The organism is Pseudomonas gingeri, assembly GCF_013385635.1.
In the GTDB taxonomy this organism is placed as follows: Bacteria; Pseudomonadota; Gammaproteobacteria; order Pseudomonadales; family Pseudomonadaceae; genus Aquipseudomonas; species Aquipseudomonas gingeri_A.
On record NZ_JACAPR010000042.1, the window covers coordinates 1 to 17,571 of the forward strand.

Here is a 17,571-nt window from a genome sequence, read left to right on the forward strand (position 1 = left end):
GACTCAAGGGCCTCATCGCCGGTAAGCCGGCTCCTACAGGGAGGCATGTGGCGGTCTGGACTATGGGGCTTGCCACTGGCCCTGGCTCTGGCTTTCACAGAACGGCTTGAGGTACGCGGCATCCGTCGCCACGCCGTAATAGTGAATATTCTGGCGGTAAGGCATATTGGCTACCTGGGCGTTCCGGCAGACGCCAAACGAACCGCCTGGACACTGCTCGACGTATTCGACCTCGACCTGCTGTCCCGGCAGGTTCGGCTGGCAGAAGCCGTCGATGAACAGCTTGGCCGGGATATTGAGGTTTTCCTGGCAGACTTTGACGTCGAGCCGCTCGCCATGGCTGTGGACCACGCAGGCTTGCGCCTGGACCTGGCTCGAACCCAGTGCCAGCAATAGCCCCAGGCCAATCGACCGCATCATTCATTCACCCCTTCAAACCTATCGGCCCACTTATGTTGCAGAACATTCCCACGCATGTCATCGCCGGACCGCTCGGTGCCGGCAAGACCAGCCTGATCCGCCACCTGCTGGCGCAGAAGCCCGAGGGCGAGCGTTGGGCAGTGCTGATCAACGAGTTCGGTCAGATCGGTCTCGATGCCGCGTTGCTGACCCGGGCTGACGATGGTATCGCACTGGGGGAAGTGGCTGGCGGTTGCGTGTGTTGTGTCAATGGCGCGCCCTTCCAGGTCGGGCTCGGCCGGCTGTTGCGCAAGGCGAAGCCGGACCGGCTGTTTATCGAACCGTCCGGTCTCGGTCACCCGGCGCAGATTCTCCGGCAACTGGGTGCGGCGCCCTGGCTCGGTGTATTGAGCTTGCAGCCCTGCGTGCTGGTGCTCGATGCCCGGGCACTGGCGGTGGGCAAACCCTTGCCCGAGTCGCAGCAGGAAGCCTTGGCGCTGGCCGGCCTGCTGCTGTTGAACAAGTCGCAAGGGCTGGACGAAGCTGAACGCGAGCGGGCGCTGGCGCGCCTGCCGGAATGTCCGGTGCGCTGGAGCGAGCAAGGGGCGTTGGAACTGGAGGAGTTGTTGGCGCTGGCCGCGCCCCAAGCGGGCGAGCGGCGCGAGTCGGGAGTATTGCCCGCGGTCCCGGCGAACCCGGTTCTGCCGGCGATATGGGCCGATCCGACCCAGCCGATCTGCCTGGATCATGTCCAGGAAGGCAACTGGAGCATCGGCTGGCGCTGGCATCCAAGTCAGCAACTGGACGCCGAGCTTACCCGCCAGTGGTTGTCCGGCCTGGACTGGCTCAGGGCCAAGCTGGTTATCCACAGTCCGGACGGATGGCTTTCCGCCAATGCTGTGGATAACTCCACCTTGCAATGGCAGCCGAGCGAGTGGCGGCGTGATTCGCGTATTGAGCTGATCTTCGCGGAAAAACAGGGTGGCGAAGGGTTAAAGGCGGGAATGGCGGGTTGTCGTGTGCCGGGATGATGGGGGCGAAGGTGGCATCGCCATCGCCGGCAAGCCGGGCCCCTACAGAGGTTTGCAGTGTCATGATCATTCCCACGCGGAGCGCTCATCGTTCTACACAAGTCCTGAAGAGCCCGGAAAACGGGGTTAAAACGGTAGTGGCTGGCTGAATATCGATCACTGTGAGAGTGAGCTTGCTCACGAAAGCGACCGTATGGACGCCCTATTTTTCGGGGCTGTGTCGGCCTCTTCGCGGGCAAGCCCGCTCCTACAGTGGGCTGCCGTTAGTCAGTGGGACTTGTGTAGAACGATGAGCGCGGAGCGTGGGAACGATCAACACCACTTCCTGTAGCAGCCGGCTTGCCGGCGATTGCTGTCATGAGTCGTGCACCGGTAAACGGCTTAGTGGCGCGACTGGCTCTGGTCCTTGGGGTGATCCTGGCGCCACTGGCTCAGTTCGATCACTTCGGCGCTGGGCAGGTCGGGCTTGGCCTCGAACGGGTAGGGCGGCAGTTCGATCTGCGCGCTGTGGGCGCCGAACTGGGTAATGGTGCCGACGTGGCGCTGATCACCGGTGACGGTGAATTCGAAGTTGTAGATCCTGGCCAGGCGCCGCCGGCCGTTGGCGTCGCGGACAAAACCGATGCGCTTGAGGGCCACGGCGCCGTCGAGCAATTCCAGATCGAGCCTGGCGCAATGCAGCTTGACCCGCTCCAGGGCCCGTTCGCGCAGGCCGTGGTTGTGCCAGAGCCAGGCAGCGCCGGTCGCCAGCAACATCAGCACGAACATATTTCCCAGGGTCAGCATGAACGCCACTCCAACAAGTTGAGAGCAGCTTAACTGGCTCGCCGGTCTGTCGTACAGGCTCTGTTTCGTCGCATACTGCGCGGCTTGAATCCATCCGCCTTTCGGGAATCCGGAATGAAACGCACTCCTCATCTGCTCGCCATTCAATCCCACGTGGTTTTCGGCCATGCCGGCAACAGCGCGGCGGTTTTTCCCATGCAGCGGGTCGGGGTGAATGTCTGGCCGTTGAACACCGTGCAGTTCTCCAACCACACCCAGTACGGGCAATGGGCGGGGGAAGTGCTGGCGCCCCATCAGATTCCCGAGCTGGTGGAGGGCATTGCCGCCATCGGCGAGCTGGGCAACTGCGACGCGGTGCTCTCCGGTTACCTGGGCAGTGCGGCCCAGGGGCGCTCGATCCTCAGCGGTGTGGCGCGGATCAAGGCCGTCAACCCGAAGGCCCTGTACCTGTGCGACCCGGTGATGGGCCATGCGCAGAAGGGCTGCAGCGTGCCGACGGAAGTCAGTGATTTCCTCCTGGAAGAAGCGGCGGCGATGGCCGATATCCTCTGCCCCAACCAGTTGGAGCTGGACAGCTTCTGCGGGCGTTCGCCGCAGTCGCTGTTCGATTGCCTGGCGATGGCGCGCAGCCTGCTGGCACGCGGGCCGAAGGTGGTGCTGGTGAAGCACCTGGCCTATCCGGGCAAGCCCGAGGATAGCTTCGAAATGCTCCTGGTGACCGCCGAGGGCAATTGGCATCTGCGTCGTCCGCTGCTGGCGTTTCCACGCCAGCCGGTGGGTGTCGGCGACCTGACCTCGGGCCTGTTCCTGGCCCGTGTGCTGCTGGGTGACAGCCTGGTGGCGGCGTTCGAGTTCACGGCGGCGGCGGTCCATGAGGTCCTGCTGGAAACCCAGGCCTGCGCCAGTTACGAACTGGAACTGGTGCGCGCCCAGGACCGCATTGCCCATCCGCGGGTGCGCTTCGAGGCCTTGCCCATCGGCCTGTAATCGGGATAGTGAAAACACTCCGAACCCTGTGGGAGCCGGCTTGCCGGCGATGAGGCCCTTGAACCTTGCACCGCCCTTGCGGGCGCTATCGCCGGCAAGCCGGCTCCCACAGTGACCGCTTCATGGGGTCAAGGCGCGTCAGCCTTGATTTCCTGGTAGCGCTTTTCCAGCTCCTGGCGAATCTGCCGGCGCTGCTGCGCCTGGATGAAGCGCCGCTTGTCTTCGCTGGTCTGCGGTTGCAACGGCGGGACGGCTGCAGGCTTGCGCTGGTCATCCACCGCGACCATGGTGAAGAAGCAGCTGTTGGTGTGGCGCACCGAACGTTCGCGGATGTTCTCCGTCACCACCTTGATCCCGACTTCCATCGAGGTGTTGCCGGTGTAGTTGACCGAGGCGAGAAAGGTCACCAGCTCGCCGACATGGATCGGCTCGCGGAAAATCACCTGGTCCACCGACAGGGTCACCACGTAGCGGCCGGCATAACGGCTGGCGCAGGCGTAGGCCACTTCATCGAGGTACTTGAGCAAGGTGCCGCCGTGGACATTGCCGGAGAAGTTGGCCATATCCGGGGTCATCAAGACGGTCATCGACAGCTGGGCATTTCCGGGTTCCATAGCACGCTCACGGTAGGGTAGGCAGGGACGGGTTCAGGCACCTCTGCGGGCGCTTCCTTCATTTTCTCAGACACTCGATAACGGGACGCCGCCGATTGGGCCATCGTCACGCCCCCGGCGATCTGTTTCTACATATTGCACCGGCTTTTTGTCGGAAGTCCCGGTGTTAACCTTCAAAAAGCCATGCCATAGAAAATTCTTACACCTGGAACGGTGATCGCTCACAGCAGATGGAGTTGTGCGTGGTTGTCCGGTTGTTCGTGAAAACACAAGGAGCGTCACGCCATGCATGCCATCAGTTTTATTCAGGACCTGGCCGTGATCATGCTGGTGGCGGGTGTAGTCACCATTCTGTTCCACCGCTTCAAGCAGCCGGTGGTCCTCGGCTATATCGTCGCCGGTTTTATCATAGGTCCGCACACACCGCCGTTCGGCCTGATCCATGACGAAGACACCATCAAGACCCTGGCCGAACTGGGGGTGATCTTCCTGATGTTCTGCCTGGGGCTGGAGTTCAGTCTGGGCAAGTTGTTCAAGGTCGGGGCGACGGCATTTATCGCGGCGTTCCTGGAAATCGTGCTGATGATCTGGATCGGCTACGAGATCGGCCGCTGGTTCGACTGGAACACCATGGATTCGCTGTTCCTCGGGGCGATCCTGGCCATTTCCTCGACGACCATCATCGTCAAGGCGCTCAATGACCTGAAGATGAAGAACCAGCGCTTTGCGCAACTGATCTTCGGCGTGCTGATCGTCGAGGACATCCTCGGCATCGGCATCATCGCCCTGCTGTCGAGCATTGCGGTCAGCGGCACGGTGAGTTCCGGTGAAGTCTTCTCCACCGTCGGCAAGCTGTCGTTGTTCATGATTGTCGCCCTGGTGATCGGGATCCTGCTGGTACCGCGCCTGTTGGCCTATGTCGCCCGTTTCGAAAGCAACGAGATGCTGCTGATCACCGTGCTGGGCTTGTGCTTCGGCTTCTGCCTGCTGGTGGTGCGGCTCGAATACAGCATGGTGCTGGGAGCGTTCCTGATCGGCGCGATCATGGCCGAGTCGCGGCAATTGCTGAAGATCGAACGCCTGATCGAGCCGGTTCGCGACCTGTTCAGCGCCATCTTCTTCGTCGCCATCGGCCTGATGCTCGATCCGGCGGTGCTGCTCGACTACGCCTGGCCGATTGCGGTGATCACCGTGGCGGTGGTGCTGGGCAAGATGCTCTCCTGCGGTCTGGGGGCGTTTATCGCCGGCAATGACGGCCGCACTTCGCTGCGGGTCGGCATGGGGCTGTCGCAGATCGGCGAGTTCTCTTTCATCATCGCCGCGCTGGGGATGACGTTGCAGGTGACCAGCCACTTCCTCTATCCGGTGGCCGTGGCGGTATCGGTGATCACCACCTTGCTCACGCCTTACCTGATCCGCGCGGCGGACCCGCTGTCGCTGAAGCTGGCCGCGGTGGTGCCACGGCGCATCGGACGGGTGTTCAGCCTCTACGGCGAGTGGTTGCGCAGTATCCAGCCCCAGGGCGAAGGCGCGTTGCTGGCGTCGATGATCCGGCGGATCCTCTTGCAGGTCGGAGTCAACCTGGCGCTGGTGGTGGCGATCTTCTTTGCCGGCGGCTTTTTCGCGCTGCCGATCGCCGCTTACCTGGACGGCTGGGTCAGCGAGCCGAGCTGGCACAAGGCACTGATCTGGGGCGGTGCGCTGCTGCTGTCGCTGCCATTCCTGATCGCCGCCTATCGCAAGCTCAAGGCGCTGTCGATGCTGCTGGCGGAAATGGGGGTGAAGCCGGAGATGGCCGGGCGGCACACCCAGCGCGTACGGCGGGTGATCGCCGAAGTGATCCCGATCCTCTCGCTGCTGGTGATTTTCCTGCTGCTGTCGGCGCTGTCGGCGAGCATCCTGCCGACCAACGAATTACTCATGCTGATCGCCGTGGTCGCGGCGGCGGTGGCGGCGGTGCTGTGGCGCTGGTTCATCCGCGTGCATACGCGGATGCAGGTCGCCCTGCTGGAGACCCTGGAGAACAACAAGGATGCGGCGGGGCACTGAGGCTGTGGCGCCGATTTCCGCCTGCAGGAGCAAGCTTGCTCGCGATCCGCCACAGGCGGCCATACGACGATGGATCTCTGGCACCCGGAAGATGGCTATCGCCGGCAAGCCGGCTCCCACGGGCCAGCGGTGTCGCGCTGATCAGCTTTCCAGCCAGACGTCCCGCGCCCAGTGCCAGACCGATTCCCAGGACTCTTCGGTGATCAGCTCCTCTTCGCCGGACCACAGCACCACGGTGCCGTCTTCCTCGACGCAGTAGTAGTTGTCGCCGTCCTGGCAGATCGGGATCAGGTCACGAGGGACGCCACTGTCCCAGGCGTTCGCCGCCACATCGGGCAGGTAGGTGTGGGACTGCGGGTCGGTGACGGTCACCGGCTCCAGGCTGCCATAGACCACGTCGCTGACGGTCAGCAGGAATTCCTTGAAGACGAAGGGGATATTGATGAACAACTCCTCTTCCACTTCGACCAACTGATCCTCGTCGGGCAACTCCAGGGGCACCGGTACCGGTTCGTTGGCTTCACGCAATTGTTCGATGACTTCTTCCACGGCCTCAATCCTCTTGCTTCATGGCGCGGTATGTATGACGCGTTTTATACAGTAGCTTGCTACAAGTGCAATCGTGAAATGCAAAACCCCGGACAAGTCCGGGGTTTTTTATTGCTGTAGGCAAAGCGCCTGGATCAGCCGTTCTGGCGGATACCGGCGACCAGCCAAGGCTGGTTGTCGCCTTGCGGGCGTTCCATGTTCCAGCTTTCGCTGAAGGCCTCGCCCTGGTCGAAACGCGAGGTCTTCGACACGCCGCTGAAGGTCAGGGTGGCGATGGTCTTGTCGGCGCGATCATCCAGGCCGTCCAGTTGCACGTGCAGGTTGTCGATGTAGGTGGACTGGAAGCCGTCGCCCAGGTCCGCGCGTTCCTGCTTGAGGAATTGCAGCATCTGCGGGGTCACGAACTCGGCGATCTTGTCCATTTCATTGGCGTCCCAGTGCTGCTGCAGCGACTGGAAGTGGCTGCGGGCGGCTTCCAGGAAGCGCTCTTCGTTGAACCATGCCGGGGCGTTGATCACGCGACGGGGGGCTGCCGGGGCTGCCGAACCGCCGAAGATCGAGTTCTGTGCCGGGGCCGGTTGTTCGAACACTTCACGCTGGTACGGCGCGCCGGCCGGAGCCAGGTGCTCCTGCTGCTTGCGGCGACGTGCGGCGATAAAGCGGAAGATCACGAAGGCGATGACCGCCATGATCAGGATGTCGAAGAACTGCATGCCCTGGAAGCCGCCGCCCATGAACATGGACGCGAGCAGGCCACCGGCGGCGATGCCGGCCAGAGGGCCCAGCCAGCGCGAGGCGCCACCGGCCTTGGCGGCCGCGCCCGCGGCACCGGCCGCACCGACAGCCGCCGCACCGCCGGCTGCGCCAGCGGCAGGTGCCATCTGGCTGGTCTGGTGGCTCGGAGCCGAGCCCATGCTTTTGCCGCCGCCAAAGCGCTTGGCGTTGGCGTCGAGGCTCATCGTCAGGCCGATGCAGAGCGCCAGGGCGATGCTAAGAAAACGTTGCATAAGGGAATTCCCGTTTGTGGAGTGCACGCGCGCCATACTGCACAGGTGAAATGTTACTGGCTAGCGAGAGAGTGTTTCCGGCTTTTGCCTGATCCTCTCATTCCAAAGCTGAACATTTCATGAAAGGCAACAGGACCAATACTCATCGGTCTGTCATGCACATCATTAAGTTCTGTATGAAATCTTCTGGGCTAGCGTCGGAAAGCCAGCAATACCACGCCGGCGGTAATCATCCCGATGCCGCCCCACTGCCGCAGATCGAGTTTCTCGCCCAGCAGCAGGACCCCGATGATCGCCACCAGCACCACGCTGAGCTTGTCCACTGGTGCCACCAGCGAGGCCGGGCCGACTTTCAAGGCGCGAAAGTAGCAGAGCCAGGAGGCACCGGTAGCCAGGCCCGACAGCAGCAGGAACAGATAGCTCCTGGCGGATATCGAGCTCAATGACTGATATTGGCCCGTTGCGTACAAAATCAAGGCCAGGCTGATCAGGACCACCACGGTGCGCAGCAGGGTGGCGAAGTCCGAGTTGACGTTATCGATGCCGATCTTCGCGAAAATCGCGGTCAGGGCGGCGAAGGTCGCCGATAGCAGGGCCCAGAATGTCCACGAGGAAAAAAAGCCTGGACCCATGATTTCGCACTCCACATTGATCGTTCCCACATTGTGGGAGCTGGCTTGCCAGCGATGAGGCCCTTGGGATCGCTAAAAGCTTCGGGGGCAAGCCCCCTCCCACATGAGTCATTTCCACACTAGGCTCCCACAGCGTGGGAACGCTCCTTGAGCGCTAGATGGCTTCCAGCTTGGCGTAGCCGAGCATCAGCCACTTGCTGCCTTCGCTGAAGTTGACCTGCACCCGGGCCTGGGCGCCGGCGCCTTCGAAGTTGAGGATCACCCCATCGCCGAATACGCCGTGACGCACCGCCTGGCCGAGGCTGAAACCGGTATCGGGGATATCGCTGCCGCCAAACAGGCTGCTGCTTTGCTGCTGGCCGCCACCGAACGGGCGGCTGACACTGTTGGACAACCGCACTTCCTGGATCAGCCCCTTCGGCACTTCGCGGACGAAGCGGGACACCTTGTTATAGGTCTCGCTGCCATACAGGCGCCGGGTTTCGGCGTAGGTCATGACCAGGTTCTGCATGGCCCGGGTAATGCCGACATAGGCCAGGCGCCGTTCTTCCTCAAGGCGGCCGGGCTCTTCCAGGCTCATCTTGTGGGGGAACAGGCCTTCTTCCATGCCCACCAGGAACACGTAGGGGAATTCCAGGCCCTTGGCGCTGTGCAGCGTCATCAGCTGGATGCTGTCTTCGTGTTCGTCGGCCTGGGTGTCGCCGGCTTCCAGCGATGCGTGGCCGAGGAACGCCGCCAGCGGCGACAGGTCTTCCTCGTCTTCGGCGGCCTCGAAGTTGCGCGCGGCGCTGACCAGTTCCTCAAGGTTTTCCACCCGGGCCTGGCCTTTCTCGCCTTTTTCCGCTTCGTGGTAGGCGATCAGCCCTGATTGCTCGATGACGATCTGGGTCATCAGGTGCAGCGGCGTATCTTTGGTTTTCGCGGCGAGGTTTTCGATCAGCTCGATAAAGGCACCCAGCGCGCTGGCGGCGCGACCGGTCAGGCCTTTATTGGCGATCAGCTGGCCCATGGCTTCCCACATCGACACATCGCTGTGGCGGGCGTGCTCGCGGATGGACTCGACGGTCTTCTCGCCGATGCCGCGGGCCGGGACGTTGATTACCCGTTCCAGCGCCGCATCGTTGCCGCGACCTTCCAGCAGGCGCAGGTAGGCCATGGCGTTCTTGATTTCGGCGCGCTCGAAGAAGCGCTGGCCGCCGTAGATCCGATAAGGGATGCGTTCGCGCAGCAAGGCCTCTTCCAGCACCCGTGACTGGGCGTTGGAGCGGTACAGGATGGCGATATCGCTACGGGCCAGGCCGGTCTTCAGGGCGCTTTCGATGGTTTCCACCACGTAGCGCGCTTCGTCGTGTTCGTTGAACGCGGCGTAGAGATTGATCGCCTCGCCTTCGCCGCCGTCGGTCCACAGTTCCTTGCCCAGGCGTCCGGTGTTGTTGGCGATCAGGGCGTTGGCCGCCTTGAGGATACCGGCGGTGGAGCGATAGTTCTGCTCCAGGCGGATGGTCTCGGCGTCCGGGAAATCTTCGGAGTACTGGTAGATGTTCTCGATTTTCGCGCCGCGCCAGCCGTAGATCGACTGGTCGTCGTCGCCGACCACCATCAGGCTGTCGCCGCCCTTGGCCAACAGGCGCAACCAGGCGTACTGCACGGCGTTGGTGTCCTGGAACTCGTCGACCAGGATGTGCCGGAAACGTTTCTGGTAGTGCTTGAGCAAACCTTCGTTATTGCGCCACAGGTCGAGGGCACGCAGCAGCAGCTCCGAGAAGTCGATGACGTTGGCGCGGGCGCAGGCGGCCTCGTAGGCCTCATAGATGCCGCGCATGGTCGCCAGGAACAGGTCACCGCTGGCCTGGATGTTCTGTGGGCGCAGGCCTTCGTCTTTCTGGCCGTTGATAAACCATTGCGCCTGGCGCGCCGGCCAGCGTTGCTCGTCCAGGCCCAGCTCGCGGATCACCCGCTTGACCAGCCGCTGCTGATCGTCGCTGTCGAGGATCTGGAAGGTCTGGCTCAGCCCCGCTTCCTGCCAGTGCGCCCGCAACAGGCGGTGCGCCAGGCCGTGGAAGGTGCCGACCCACATGCCGCCGGGGCTGATGCCCATCAACTGCTCGATACGATGACGCATCTCGGCAGCGGCCTTGTTGGTGAAGGTCACCGACAGGATCGAGTAGGGCGAGGCGTTTTCGACCTGGATCAACCAGGCGATACGGTGCACCAGCACCCGGGTTTTACCGGAGCCGGCACCGGCCAGGACCAACTGACGGCCAACGGGGGCTGCTACGGCCTGGCGTTGGGCATCGTTGAGGGAGTTCAGCAGAAGGGAGAGATCATCGCGCATCGGCGCATTCTAGGGTGCTGGCCGCGGGCGGGCAAACCCTAATGCCGGGTGGTCGATATCGGACGGTTGCGGGGGAACGATCGGGTCCAGGGTCCCGGCCAGAGAAAAAACCGCGCCGATGACGACCGGTCGGTCACTGCCCGCAGGCGGCGTCGGCTCTGACTTAGCCCTGTATCTAAGGGTTTTGCCGCGGGTCAATCCATTACATTTTATGACCTGGAGCAGTTTGGTCCGGCCGGATGCTTGTGTATGCTCCTGCGACGTTTATGGCTCAATCATTATAAGAACAATGCCCATGACTCACAGCTTCGATGCGCTGAGCCCCTCCGTGGAGGCTGGGCGGGTTATCCGCAAGCAGTTCGCCACCGAGTTGGCGGTCGAGCGTACGCGCCTGTTGTATCAGGGCTCGTTGCTGCCCACCTTGTTCATGCTGATCAATGGCCTGGTCTGCGCCTGGTTGCTCTGGAGCCCGCAGCGTTACCTGCTGGTCAGCACCTGGCTGGTGTGGTTGATGGCGCTGGTGGCCCTGCGGGTGATCCAGGTCGCGGCCTTCGATTCGGCGATGCCCGGTCGCCAGGCCCAGCCGATCTGGCGCCGCATGTTCCTGCTGGGCTCCGCCGTCAGCGGCCTGACCCTGGCCTGCGCCGGCATCGCCCTGGTGCCCACCGACAGTTTTCTCGAACAGGCCTGGGTCTTCGGCCTGATCGGCGCGGCGACCCTGTCGGCCAGCGTCGCCTATGCCGTGAGCATCACCGCTTTCCTGAGTTTCACCTTGCCCTGCCTGCTGCCGGCCATCGCCTATCTGTTCTGGGGCGGCAGCGGGGCGCAGCAAGGCTGGGGCTGGCTCGGTCTGATCCTGCTGGTTTCGCTGAGTGTGGTGGCCCTGCAGATCAATCGACTGATCCAGCGCGGTCTGCTGCGGCGCTTCCAGAACCAGGCGCTGATCGAGAACCTGCAGCAGGCCCAGACCCGCAGCGAACAACTCAACCAGGAACTGGCGCGGGAGGTCGAACAGCGGCGCCGCGCCGAACTGGAACTGCGCGAAGCCCAGGTCGGTCTGGAAAGCCGTGTCGCCCAGCGCAGCCTGGAGCTGGACCTGGCGAACCGTGCCCTGAGCAAAAGCGAGACGCGACTGGCCCTGGCCCTGCAAGCCAGCGAACTCGGCCTGTGGGACTGGAATCTGCAGACCGACGAGGTGCATCACACCCAGCTCAAGGAGCTGTTCGGTCTCGATCCCGAATACGTGACGGCGATGCTCAGCCACCTCAAGCCACGCCTGCACCCCGAAGACCTGCCGGCGCTCAAGCGTGCCCTGGTGGAGCACCTGAAGGGCCGCACCGAGGACTACCTGATCGAATACCGGGTGCGTCATGGCGACGGCCACTGGGTCTGGATCGAGGACCGTGGGCGGGCGGTGGAACGTAGTGCCGGCGGTCGTGTACTACGGATGGTCGGTACCCGCCGCGATATCAGTTCCCACAAGGAGCTGGAAGGGCAGCGGCAACTGGCGGCAACGGTGTTCGAGGCCGCCAGCGAAGGCATCGTGATCTTCGACCCGAACTACGCGCTGCTGGCGGTCAACCAGGCGTTCAGCCGGGTGACCGGCTACCAGATCGAGGACATGCTCGGACGCAATGTCGTCGAACTGCCGTGCAGTCGTGACGCCCGGCGCCATTATTCGATGATCCACCAGTCCCTTGAGCAGCACGGCAGTTGGCAGGGCGAGCTGGTGGAGGCGCGCAAGAACGGCGAGCTGTATCCGCAATGGCTGCAATTGAATGTCGTGCGCGATGCTCGGGGAAAAGTCAGTCATATCGTAGGCTTCTTCGCCGATCTTTCGGCTCGCCGCGAATCCGAAGAGCGCATGCGCTACCTGACCCACTACGACGAACTGACCGGGCTGGCCAACCGCTCGCTGTTCAAGGAGCGCCTGCGCGAAGCCAACCAGCGCGCCCGCCAGGGCGGGCGCAGCCTGGCGTTGCTGCATATCAACCTGGACCGCTTCAAGCTGCTCAACGACAGCCTCGGCCATGAAGTCGCCGACCAGTTGTTGCAGAAAATGGCCCGGCGCCTGGTCAATGCCCTGCCGGAGGCGGACACCATCGCGCGGCTGTCCGGCGATGAGTTCGCGGTGCTGTTCGATGCCTACGGCAACCTGTCCAGCCTGGCCCGGGTGGCGACGCGCCTGCTCGGCAAGCTGCGGCTGCCGTTGACGGTGGAAGGCCATGAGCTGGTGGTGAGTGCGTCCATGGGTATCAGTCTGCTGCCGGACAGCGCGCGGGAAATCCCGGCGCTGGTCAGTCAGTCGAATATCGCCATGCAACATGCCAAGCACCTGGGCGGCAACAACTTCCAGTTCTACACCGACAGCCTGCAGGCCAGCACCCTCGAACGCCTGCAACTGGAAAACCAGCTGCGCAAGGCCATCGACGAGCAGCAACTGAAAGTCTTCTACCAGCCCAAGCTCTGTCTGGCGACGGGCCGGCTGAACGCCGCCGAAGCCCTGGTCCGCTGGGATCACCCGTCCCTGGGCCGGGTGCCGCCCGGGGACTTTATCGGCCTGGCCGAGGAGACCGGGCTGATCGGCCCTATCGGCGAGTTCGTGTTGCGCCAGGCCTGCTGGCAGGCCTGCGAGTGGCAGCGCCAGGGGCTGGCACCTGTACGGGTTTCGGTGAACCTGTCGGTGCACCAGTTGCGCCAGGGCAAGCTGGTCAGCCTGGTGCGCCAGGTGCTCGAAGAAACCGGCCTGGCCCCGCACCTGCTGGAGCTGGAACTGACGGAGAGCCAGTTGCTCGACAGTGTCGAACACATCATCGCCACCTTCCAGCAACTGCGGGACCTGGGGGTGAAGCTGGCCATCGACGACTTTGGCACCGGCTATTCGTCCCTGAGTTACCTCAAGCGTTTCCCGGTGGACTACGTGAAGATCGACCAGACCTTTATCCGTGGCCTGGACGAAGGCTCGGAGGACGCCGCGATCACCCGGGCGATCATCGCCATGGCCCACAGCCTGGGGTTGAAGGTGGTGGCCGAGGGCGTGGAGAACCCGCTGCAGTTGGAGTTTCTCAAGTTGCACGGTTGTGACGAGGTGCAGGGCTACCTGATCAGTCGGCCGGTGGAGGCGACGGAGCTGGTGCGGTTGCTGCGCGACGACAGCGGTACCCGGCTGTCATGAAACGCGGGCTGGAAAAACATCCCGAAAGAAATTTTTATGCCGTTCGGCCTCGGCGAGAGTGGCTTGCCACAGCGGCTACATGGCCTATACGACACGGCAACAGGGAGCCTGGGTACGCAATGGAGCGGGCAATCGAGGATTTCATGTAGTATAACTACAAGACTGCTACATCCCAGGCGTTCGCCCATAACAATCGAGTCCAGTCCTTTGAATCTGTTGCAACACATCGCCCAGTCCCGCAACCTGCTTCGCAAATCGGAGCTCAAGGTTGCCGATCACGTGCTGCTCGACCCGGCGGCGGTGATGCACAGTTCCATGGCCGATCTGGCCCACAGCGTGGGCATCAGCGAGCCGACCATCGTGCGTTTCTGCCGGGCCATCGGCTGCTCGGGGTTCCAGGACCTCAAGCTCAAGCTGGCGCAGAGCCTCGCGGCGGGCGCCAGCTTCGGGCAGTTCGCGATCCATGAAGACGATTCGGTCGCCGACTACAGCCTGAAGATCTTCGACACCACGCTGCACACCCTGATGGAAGTGCGCGAGAAGCTCGATCCGGCCGCGTTGCAGCGGGCGGTGACGGCGATGTCGGCGGCCCAGCGCGTGGAGTTCTACGGCTTCGGTGCGTCCGGCGCGGTGGCGGCGGACGCCCAGCACAAATTCTTCCGCTTGCTGCTGACCGCCGCGGCCTACTCCGATCCACACATGCAGGCGATGTCGGCGGTGACGCTCAAGCCCACCGACGTGGCGATCTGCATTTCCCAGTCGGGGCGTTCCAAGGATCTGCTGATCACCGCCAACCTGGTGCGTGAAAGCGGCGCGACCCTGATCACCCTGTGCCCGAGCCAGACGCCATTGGCCGAACTGTCGACGGTCAACCTGGCGATCGATGTGCACGAAGACACCGAGATCTATACGCCGCTGACCTCGCGGATCGCCCACCTGGTGGTGATCGATGTGCTGGCGATGGGCGTGGCGATGGCCCGTGGCCCGAGCCTGGTGAACCACCTCAAGAGCGTCAAGCGCAGCTTGCGCAGCCTGCGCCTGTCGCCCAAGTCGGTGAAGGCGCTGGACGACTGATACTGGTCAGGAAGTCCTGCGGCGCTCCCTTCGCGGGCAAGCCCGCTCCCACAGGTTTTTCCGGGCTTTGTGGGAGCGGGCTTGCCCGCGAAGACGACCGAACCGGCGCTCCATCACCCAAGGCAATATTCATCTGCCTGTCACCCGCCTGCCGCCAAACCGTAACGCCCGGCGTCCATCTTGAAAGTCTCTTACCCACCCTGGGAGACTCGAAATGGCCCGGCACCACGAAGAGCAAAGCAGCGTCAAGACCCGTCGGCAGCAGGAAGATCAGCGCCGCATGGAATTCCGTCGCGCGATCGAAGACCGCACCGAACTGCGCCAACTGCAACAGGAAATCGCCGCACTCAATTACTGGCAGGCTGACTCGGCAGCCGACCGTCGAAGCGCTCAACCAGCCCGCTGATTTGCAAACGTTCACTACGGATAAACCCCAGGAACGCATGGGCGACCGGTGACAGGCGTTTGTCCCTGGCCTGAACCACGCACCAACTGCGATAGAGCGGCAGTTCTTCCACCGGCAGTTCCCGGAGCACGCCGGTCGCCAGTTCCAGGCTCAGGGCGTGGCGCGTCAACAGCGCCAGGCCCAGCCCCGCCACCACGCACTCGCGCTGGGCCTCGCCCGAGGTCACTTCCAGCGTCTGCGAGAAGTGCACGCGTTTCTCCTTGAAGTACTCCTCGCAGGCCATTCGCGTCCCTGAGCCCGACTCTCTTATCAGCAGTGTGTAGGGCTCCAGGTCTTGCAAACGTAGCGGGCCCATATGGCACAACGGGTGGTCCGGGCGCGCCACCGCGACAATCGGGTTGTTCAGGAACGGCAGGAATTCCAGGCCCATGTCCTGCGGCACCATGGACATGATCAGCAGGTCGTCGCGGTTGTCCGACAGGCGTCGCAGCGCCTGCGCGCGGTTGACCACCGTCAGGTGCAGGTTGACCTCCGGATGCTGGCGCTTGAACGCGGCGAACAGGTGCGGCACGAAGTACTTGGCGCTGGATTCCACCGCCAGTTTCAGTTGCCCCTGCAGCGAACCCTGCATGTCCGAGAGTTGCATATCGAGGTTTTCCAGCCGGCCAAAAATGTCCCGGCTCGCCCGCTGTAACGCTTCAGCCGCCTCGGTCATGTAGAGCTTTTTGCCGACATAATCAAACAAAGGCTGGCCGATCAGCTCTTCCAGCTGACGAATTTGTAGGCTAACGGCAGGTTGTGTGAGAGACATTTCGTCGGCTGCGCGGCTGTAGGAACGCAGGTCGCAGACTTCATTGAAAATTTGCAATTGACGCAATGTCATACGCATCAATGACTTACGCATTTTCGGCCGCCACTCTCGGGTCTCAGGTCAATCAACTATAAGTCATTACTTATGAGTGACCCAATAATTATTGATTTTGGTTTATCGCTGCGTAGGACTAGTGTGATGACGCGACTGACTTGAAACATCTGGTCACGCGCCGACCCGTTTTCCCGGCTGTAGACAGGGTCGTTTGTTCCAGCGGCTTAGGAATTTCCAAGTGATAAAAAAGATCCTGATCGCCAACCGTGGTGAAATTGCCGTACGAATCGTGCGTGCCTGCGCCGAGATGGGCATTCGCTCGGTCGCGATCTATTCCGACGCCGATCGCCATGCCCTGCATGTGAAGCGCGCGGATGAGGCCCACAGCATCGGCGCCGAGCCGCTGGCCGGTTACCTGAACCCGCGCAAGCTGGTGAACCTGGCCGTGGAAACCGGTTGCGACGCGCTGCACCCCGGCTACGGTTTTCTCTCGGAAAACGCCGAGCTGGCGGACATCTGCGCCGAACGTGGAATCAAGTTCATCGGTCCGTCGGCGGAAGTGATCCGTCGCATGGGCGACAAGACCGAAGCCCGCCGCAGCATGATCAAGGCCGGCGTGCCGGTCACTCCGGGCACCGAAGGCAACGTCTCGGGTATCGAGGAAGCCCTCACCGAAGGCGACCGTATCGGTTACCCGGTGATGCTCAAGGCCACCTCCGGTGGTGGCGGTCGCGGTATCCGTCGCTGCAACAGCCGCGAAGAACTGGAACAGGCGTTTCCCCGGGTGATTTCCGAAGCGACCAAGGCCTTTGGCTCGGCGGAAGTGTTCCTGGAAAAATGCATCGTCAATCCCAAGCACATCGAGGCGCAGATCCTCGGCGACAGTTTCGGCAACGTGGTGCATCTGTTCGAGCGCGACTGCTCGATCCAGCGCCGCAACCAGAAGCTGATCGAAATCGCCCCCAGTCCCCAGCTGACCCCGGAACAGCGTGCCTATATCGGCGACCTGTCCGTGCGCGCGGCCAAGGCGGTGGGCTACGAGAACGCCGGTACCGTGGAGTTCCTGCTCGCCGAGGGCGAGGTGTACTTCATGGAGATGAACACCCGGGTGCAGGTGGAACACACCATCACCGAGGAAATCACTGGTATCGACATTGTCCGTGAGCAGATCCGCATCGCTTCCGGCCTGCCGCTGTCGGTCAAGCAGGAAGACATCATCCACCGCGGTTTTGCCCTGCAGTTCCGGATCAACGCCGAAGACCCGAAGAACAACTTCCTGCCCAGCTTCGGCAAGATCACCCGTTACTACGCGCCCGGTGGTCCCGGCGTGCGTACCGACACGGCGATCTACACCGGCTACACCATTCCACCGTTCTACGACTCCATGTGCCTGAAGCTGGTGGTCTGGGCGTTGACCTGGGAAGAAGCGATGGACCGTGGCCTGCGCGCCCTGGATGACATGCGCCTGCAAGGCGTGAAGACCACCGCCGCCTACTACCAGGAAATCCTGCGCAACCCGGAATTCCGCAGCGGCCAGTTCAATACCAGCTTCGTTGAAAGCCATCCTGAACTGACCAACTACTCGATCAAGCGCAAACCCGAAGAGCTGGCCCTGGCCATCGCCGCCGCCATTGCCGCCCACGCAGGCCTGTGAGGAATATG

15 protein-coding genes are annotated in these 17,571 nt (G+C 62.7%); 7 read left to right on the top strand and 8 right to left on the bottom strand.

All coding sequences use genetic code 11. The features are described from left to right. Positions 1–60: 60 nt before the first annotated feature. The gene (locus tag HX851_RS32015; protein ID WP_177066490.1) at positions 61–417 is read right to left on the bottom strand and encodes an NADH:ubiquinone oxidoreductase; all 357 of its coding nucleotides are present in this window, start codon (positions 415–417) and stop codon (positions 61–63) included. A 35-nt stretch (positions 418–452) separates the two neighbouring features. Here HX851_RS32015 and HX851_RS32020 point away from each other — a divergent pair, with 35 nt between their 5' ends. Continuing rightward, complete coding sequence (locus tag HX851_RS32020; RefSeq protein ID WP_177066467.1) at positions 453–1,430, top strand: CobW family GTP-binding protein; 978 nt, start codon at positions 453–455, stop codon at positions 1,428–1,430. 381 nt (positions 1,431–1,811) lie between these two features. Here HX851_RS32020 and HX851_RS32025 read toward each other — a convergent pair whose 3' ends face one another. Beyond that, on the bottom strand, positions 1,812–2,216 hold the full coding sequence (locus HX851_RS32025) for a DUF3301 domain-containing protein (RefSeq protein WP_177058484.1): 405 nt from the start codon (positions 2,214–2,216) through the stop codon (positions 1,812–1,814). 114 nt (positions 2,217–2,330) lie between these two features. On the opposite strand from HX851_RS32025, the gene pdxY reads away from it, so the two are divergent. Beyond that, positions 2,331–3,203 (top strand): pyridoxal kinase PdxY, encoded by an 873-nt coding sequence (gene pdxY / locus HX851_RS32030; protein WP_177058482.1) that lies wholly within the window; start codon positions 2,331–2,333, stop codon positions 3,201–3,203. Positions 3,204–3,331: 128 nt separating this feature from the next. On the opposite strand, the gene HX851_RS32035 is transcribed toward pdxY, so the two are convergent. Further along, entirely contained in the window at positions 3,332–3,817 is a 486-nt protein-coding gene (locus HX851_RS32035; RefSeq protein ID WP_177058480.1) for an acyl-CoA thioesterase, read from the bottom strand. Positions 3,818–4,102: 285 nt separating this feature from the next. On the opposite strand from HX851_RS32035, the gene HX851_RS32040 reads away from it, so the two are divergent. Next, on the top strand, positions 4,103–5,866 hold the full coding sequence (locus tag HX851_RS32040) for a cation:proton antiporter (protein WP_177058478.1): 1,764 nt from the start codon (positions 4,103–4,105) through the stop codon (positions 5,864–5,866). A 141-nt stretch (positions 5,867–6,007) separates the two neighbouring features. Here the strand turns inward: HX851_RS32040 and HX851_RS32045 are convergent, their stop codons facing one another. The 4 genes from HX851_RS32045 to uvrD all read right to left on the bottom strand — a co-directional run bounded on the left by HX851_RS32045 (position 6,008) and on the right by uvrD (position 10,389). Beyond that, a complete protein-coding gene (locus HX851_RS32045; RefSeq protein WP_017129371.1) occupies positions 6,008–6,415 on the bottom strand; it encodes an SMI1/KNR4 family protein in 408 nt (135 codons plus the stop codon). A 134-nt stretch (positions 6,416–6,549) separates the two neighbouring features. Continuing rightward, positions 6,550–7,422 carry a Tim44 domain-containing protein gene (locus HX851_RS32050; RefSeq protein ID WP_103032609.1) on the bottom strand — a complete coding sequence of 291 codons (873 nt, stop codon included), beginning with the start codon at positions 7,420–7,422 and terminating at the stop codon, positions 6,550–6,552. A gap of 191 nt (positions 7,423–7,613) precedes the next feature. Next, positions 7,614–8,054 (bottom strand): EamA family transporter, encoded by a 441-nt coding sequence (locus HX851_RS32055; protein WP_177058476.1) that lies wholly within the window; start codon positions 8,052–8,054, stop codon positions 7,614–7,616. A 154-nt stretch (positions 8,055–8,208) separates the two neighbouring features. Beyond that, entirely contained in the window at positions 8,209–10,389 is a 2,181-nt protein-coding gene (uvrD, locus tag HX851_RS32060) for a DNA helicase II (RefSeq protein ID WP_177058474.1), read from the bottom strand. Positions 10,390–10,684: 295 nt separating this feature from the next. On the opposite strand from uvrD, the gene HX851_RS32065 reads away from it, so the two are divergent. From HX851_RS32065 to HX851_RS45245, 3 genes are all read left to right on the top strand, one after another. Then, entirely contained in the window at positions 10,685–13,564 is a 2,880-nt protein-coding gene (locus HX851_RS32065; protein WP_177058472.1) for a GGDEF domain-containing phosphodiesterase, read from the top strand. A gap of 207 nt (positions 13,565–13,771) precedes the next feature. Next, entirely contained in the window at positions 13,772–14,638 is an 867-nt protein-coding gene (gene hexR, locus HX851_RS32070; RefSeq protein WP_017129376.1) for a transcriptional regulator HexR, read from the top strand. 214 nt (positions 14,639–14,852) lie between these two features. Continuing rightward, positions 14,853–15,044 carry a PA3496 family putative envelope integrity protein gene (locus HX851_RS45245; protein WP_256262434.1) on the top strand — a complete coding sequence of 64 codons (192 nt, stop codon included), beginning with the start codon at positions 14,853–14,855 and terminating at the stop codon, positions 15,042–15,044. Here HX851_RS45245 and HX851_RS32075 read toward each other — a convergent pair. After that, positions 14,986–15,948 (bottom strand): LysR family transcriptional regulator, encoded by a 963-nt coding sequence (locus HX851_RS32075; RefSeq protein WP_177058469.1) that lies wholly within the window; start codon positions 15,946–15,948, stop codon positions 14,986–14,988. The two genes, HX851_RS45245 and HX851_RS32075, sit on opposite strands and share 59 nt — an antisense overlap. Before the next feature lie 199 nt (positions 15,949–16,147). On the opposite strand from HX851_RS32075, the gene HX851_RS32080 reads away from it, so the two are divergent. Continuing rightward, positions 16,148–17,563 (top strand): acetyl-CoA carboxylase biotin carboxylase subunit, encoded by a 1,416-nt coding sequence (locus tag HX851_RS32080; protein ID WP_017129378.1) that lies wholly within the window; start codon positions 16,148–16,150, stop codon positions 17,561–17,563. Positions 17,564–17,571 lie beyond the last annotated feature (8 nt).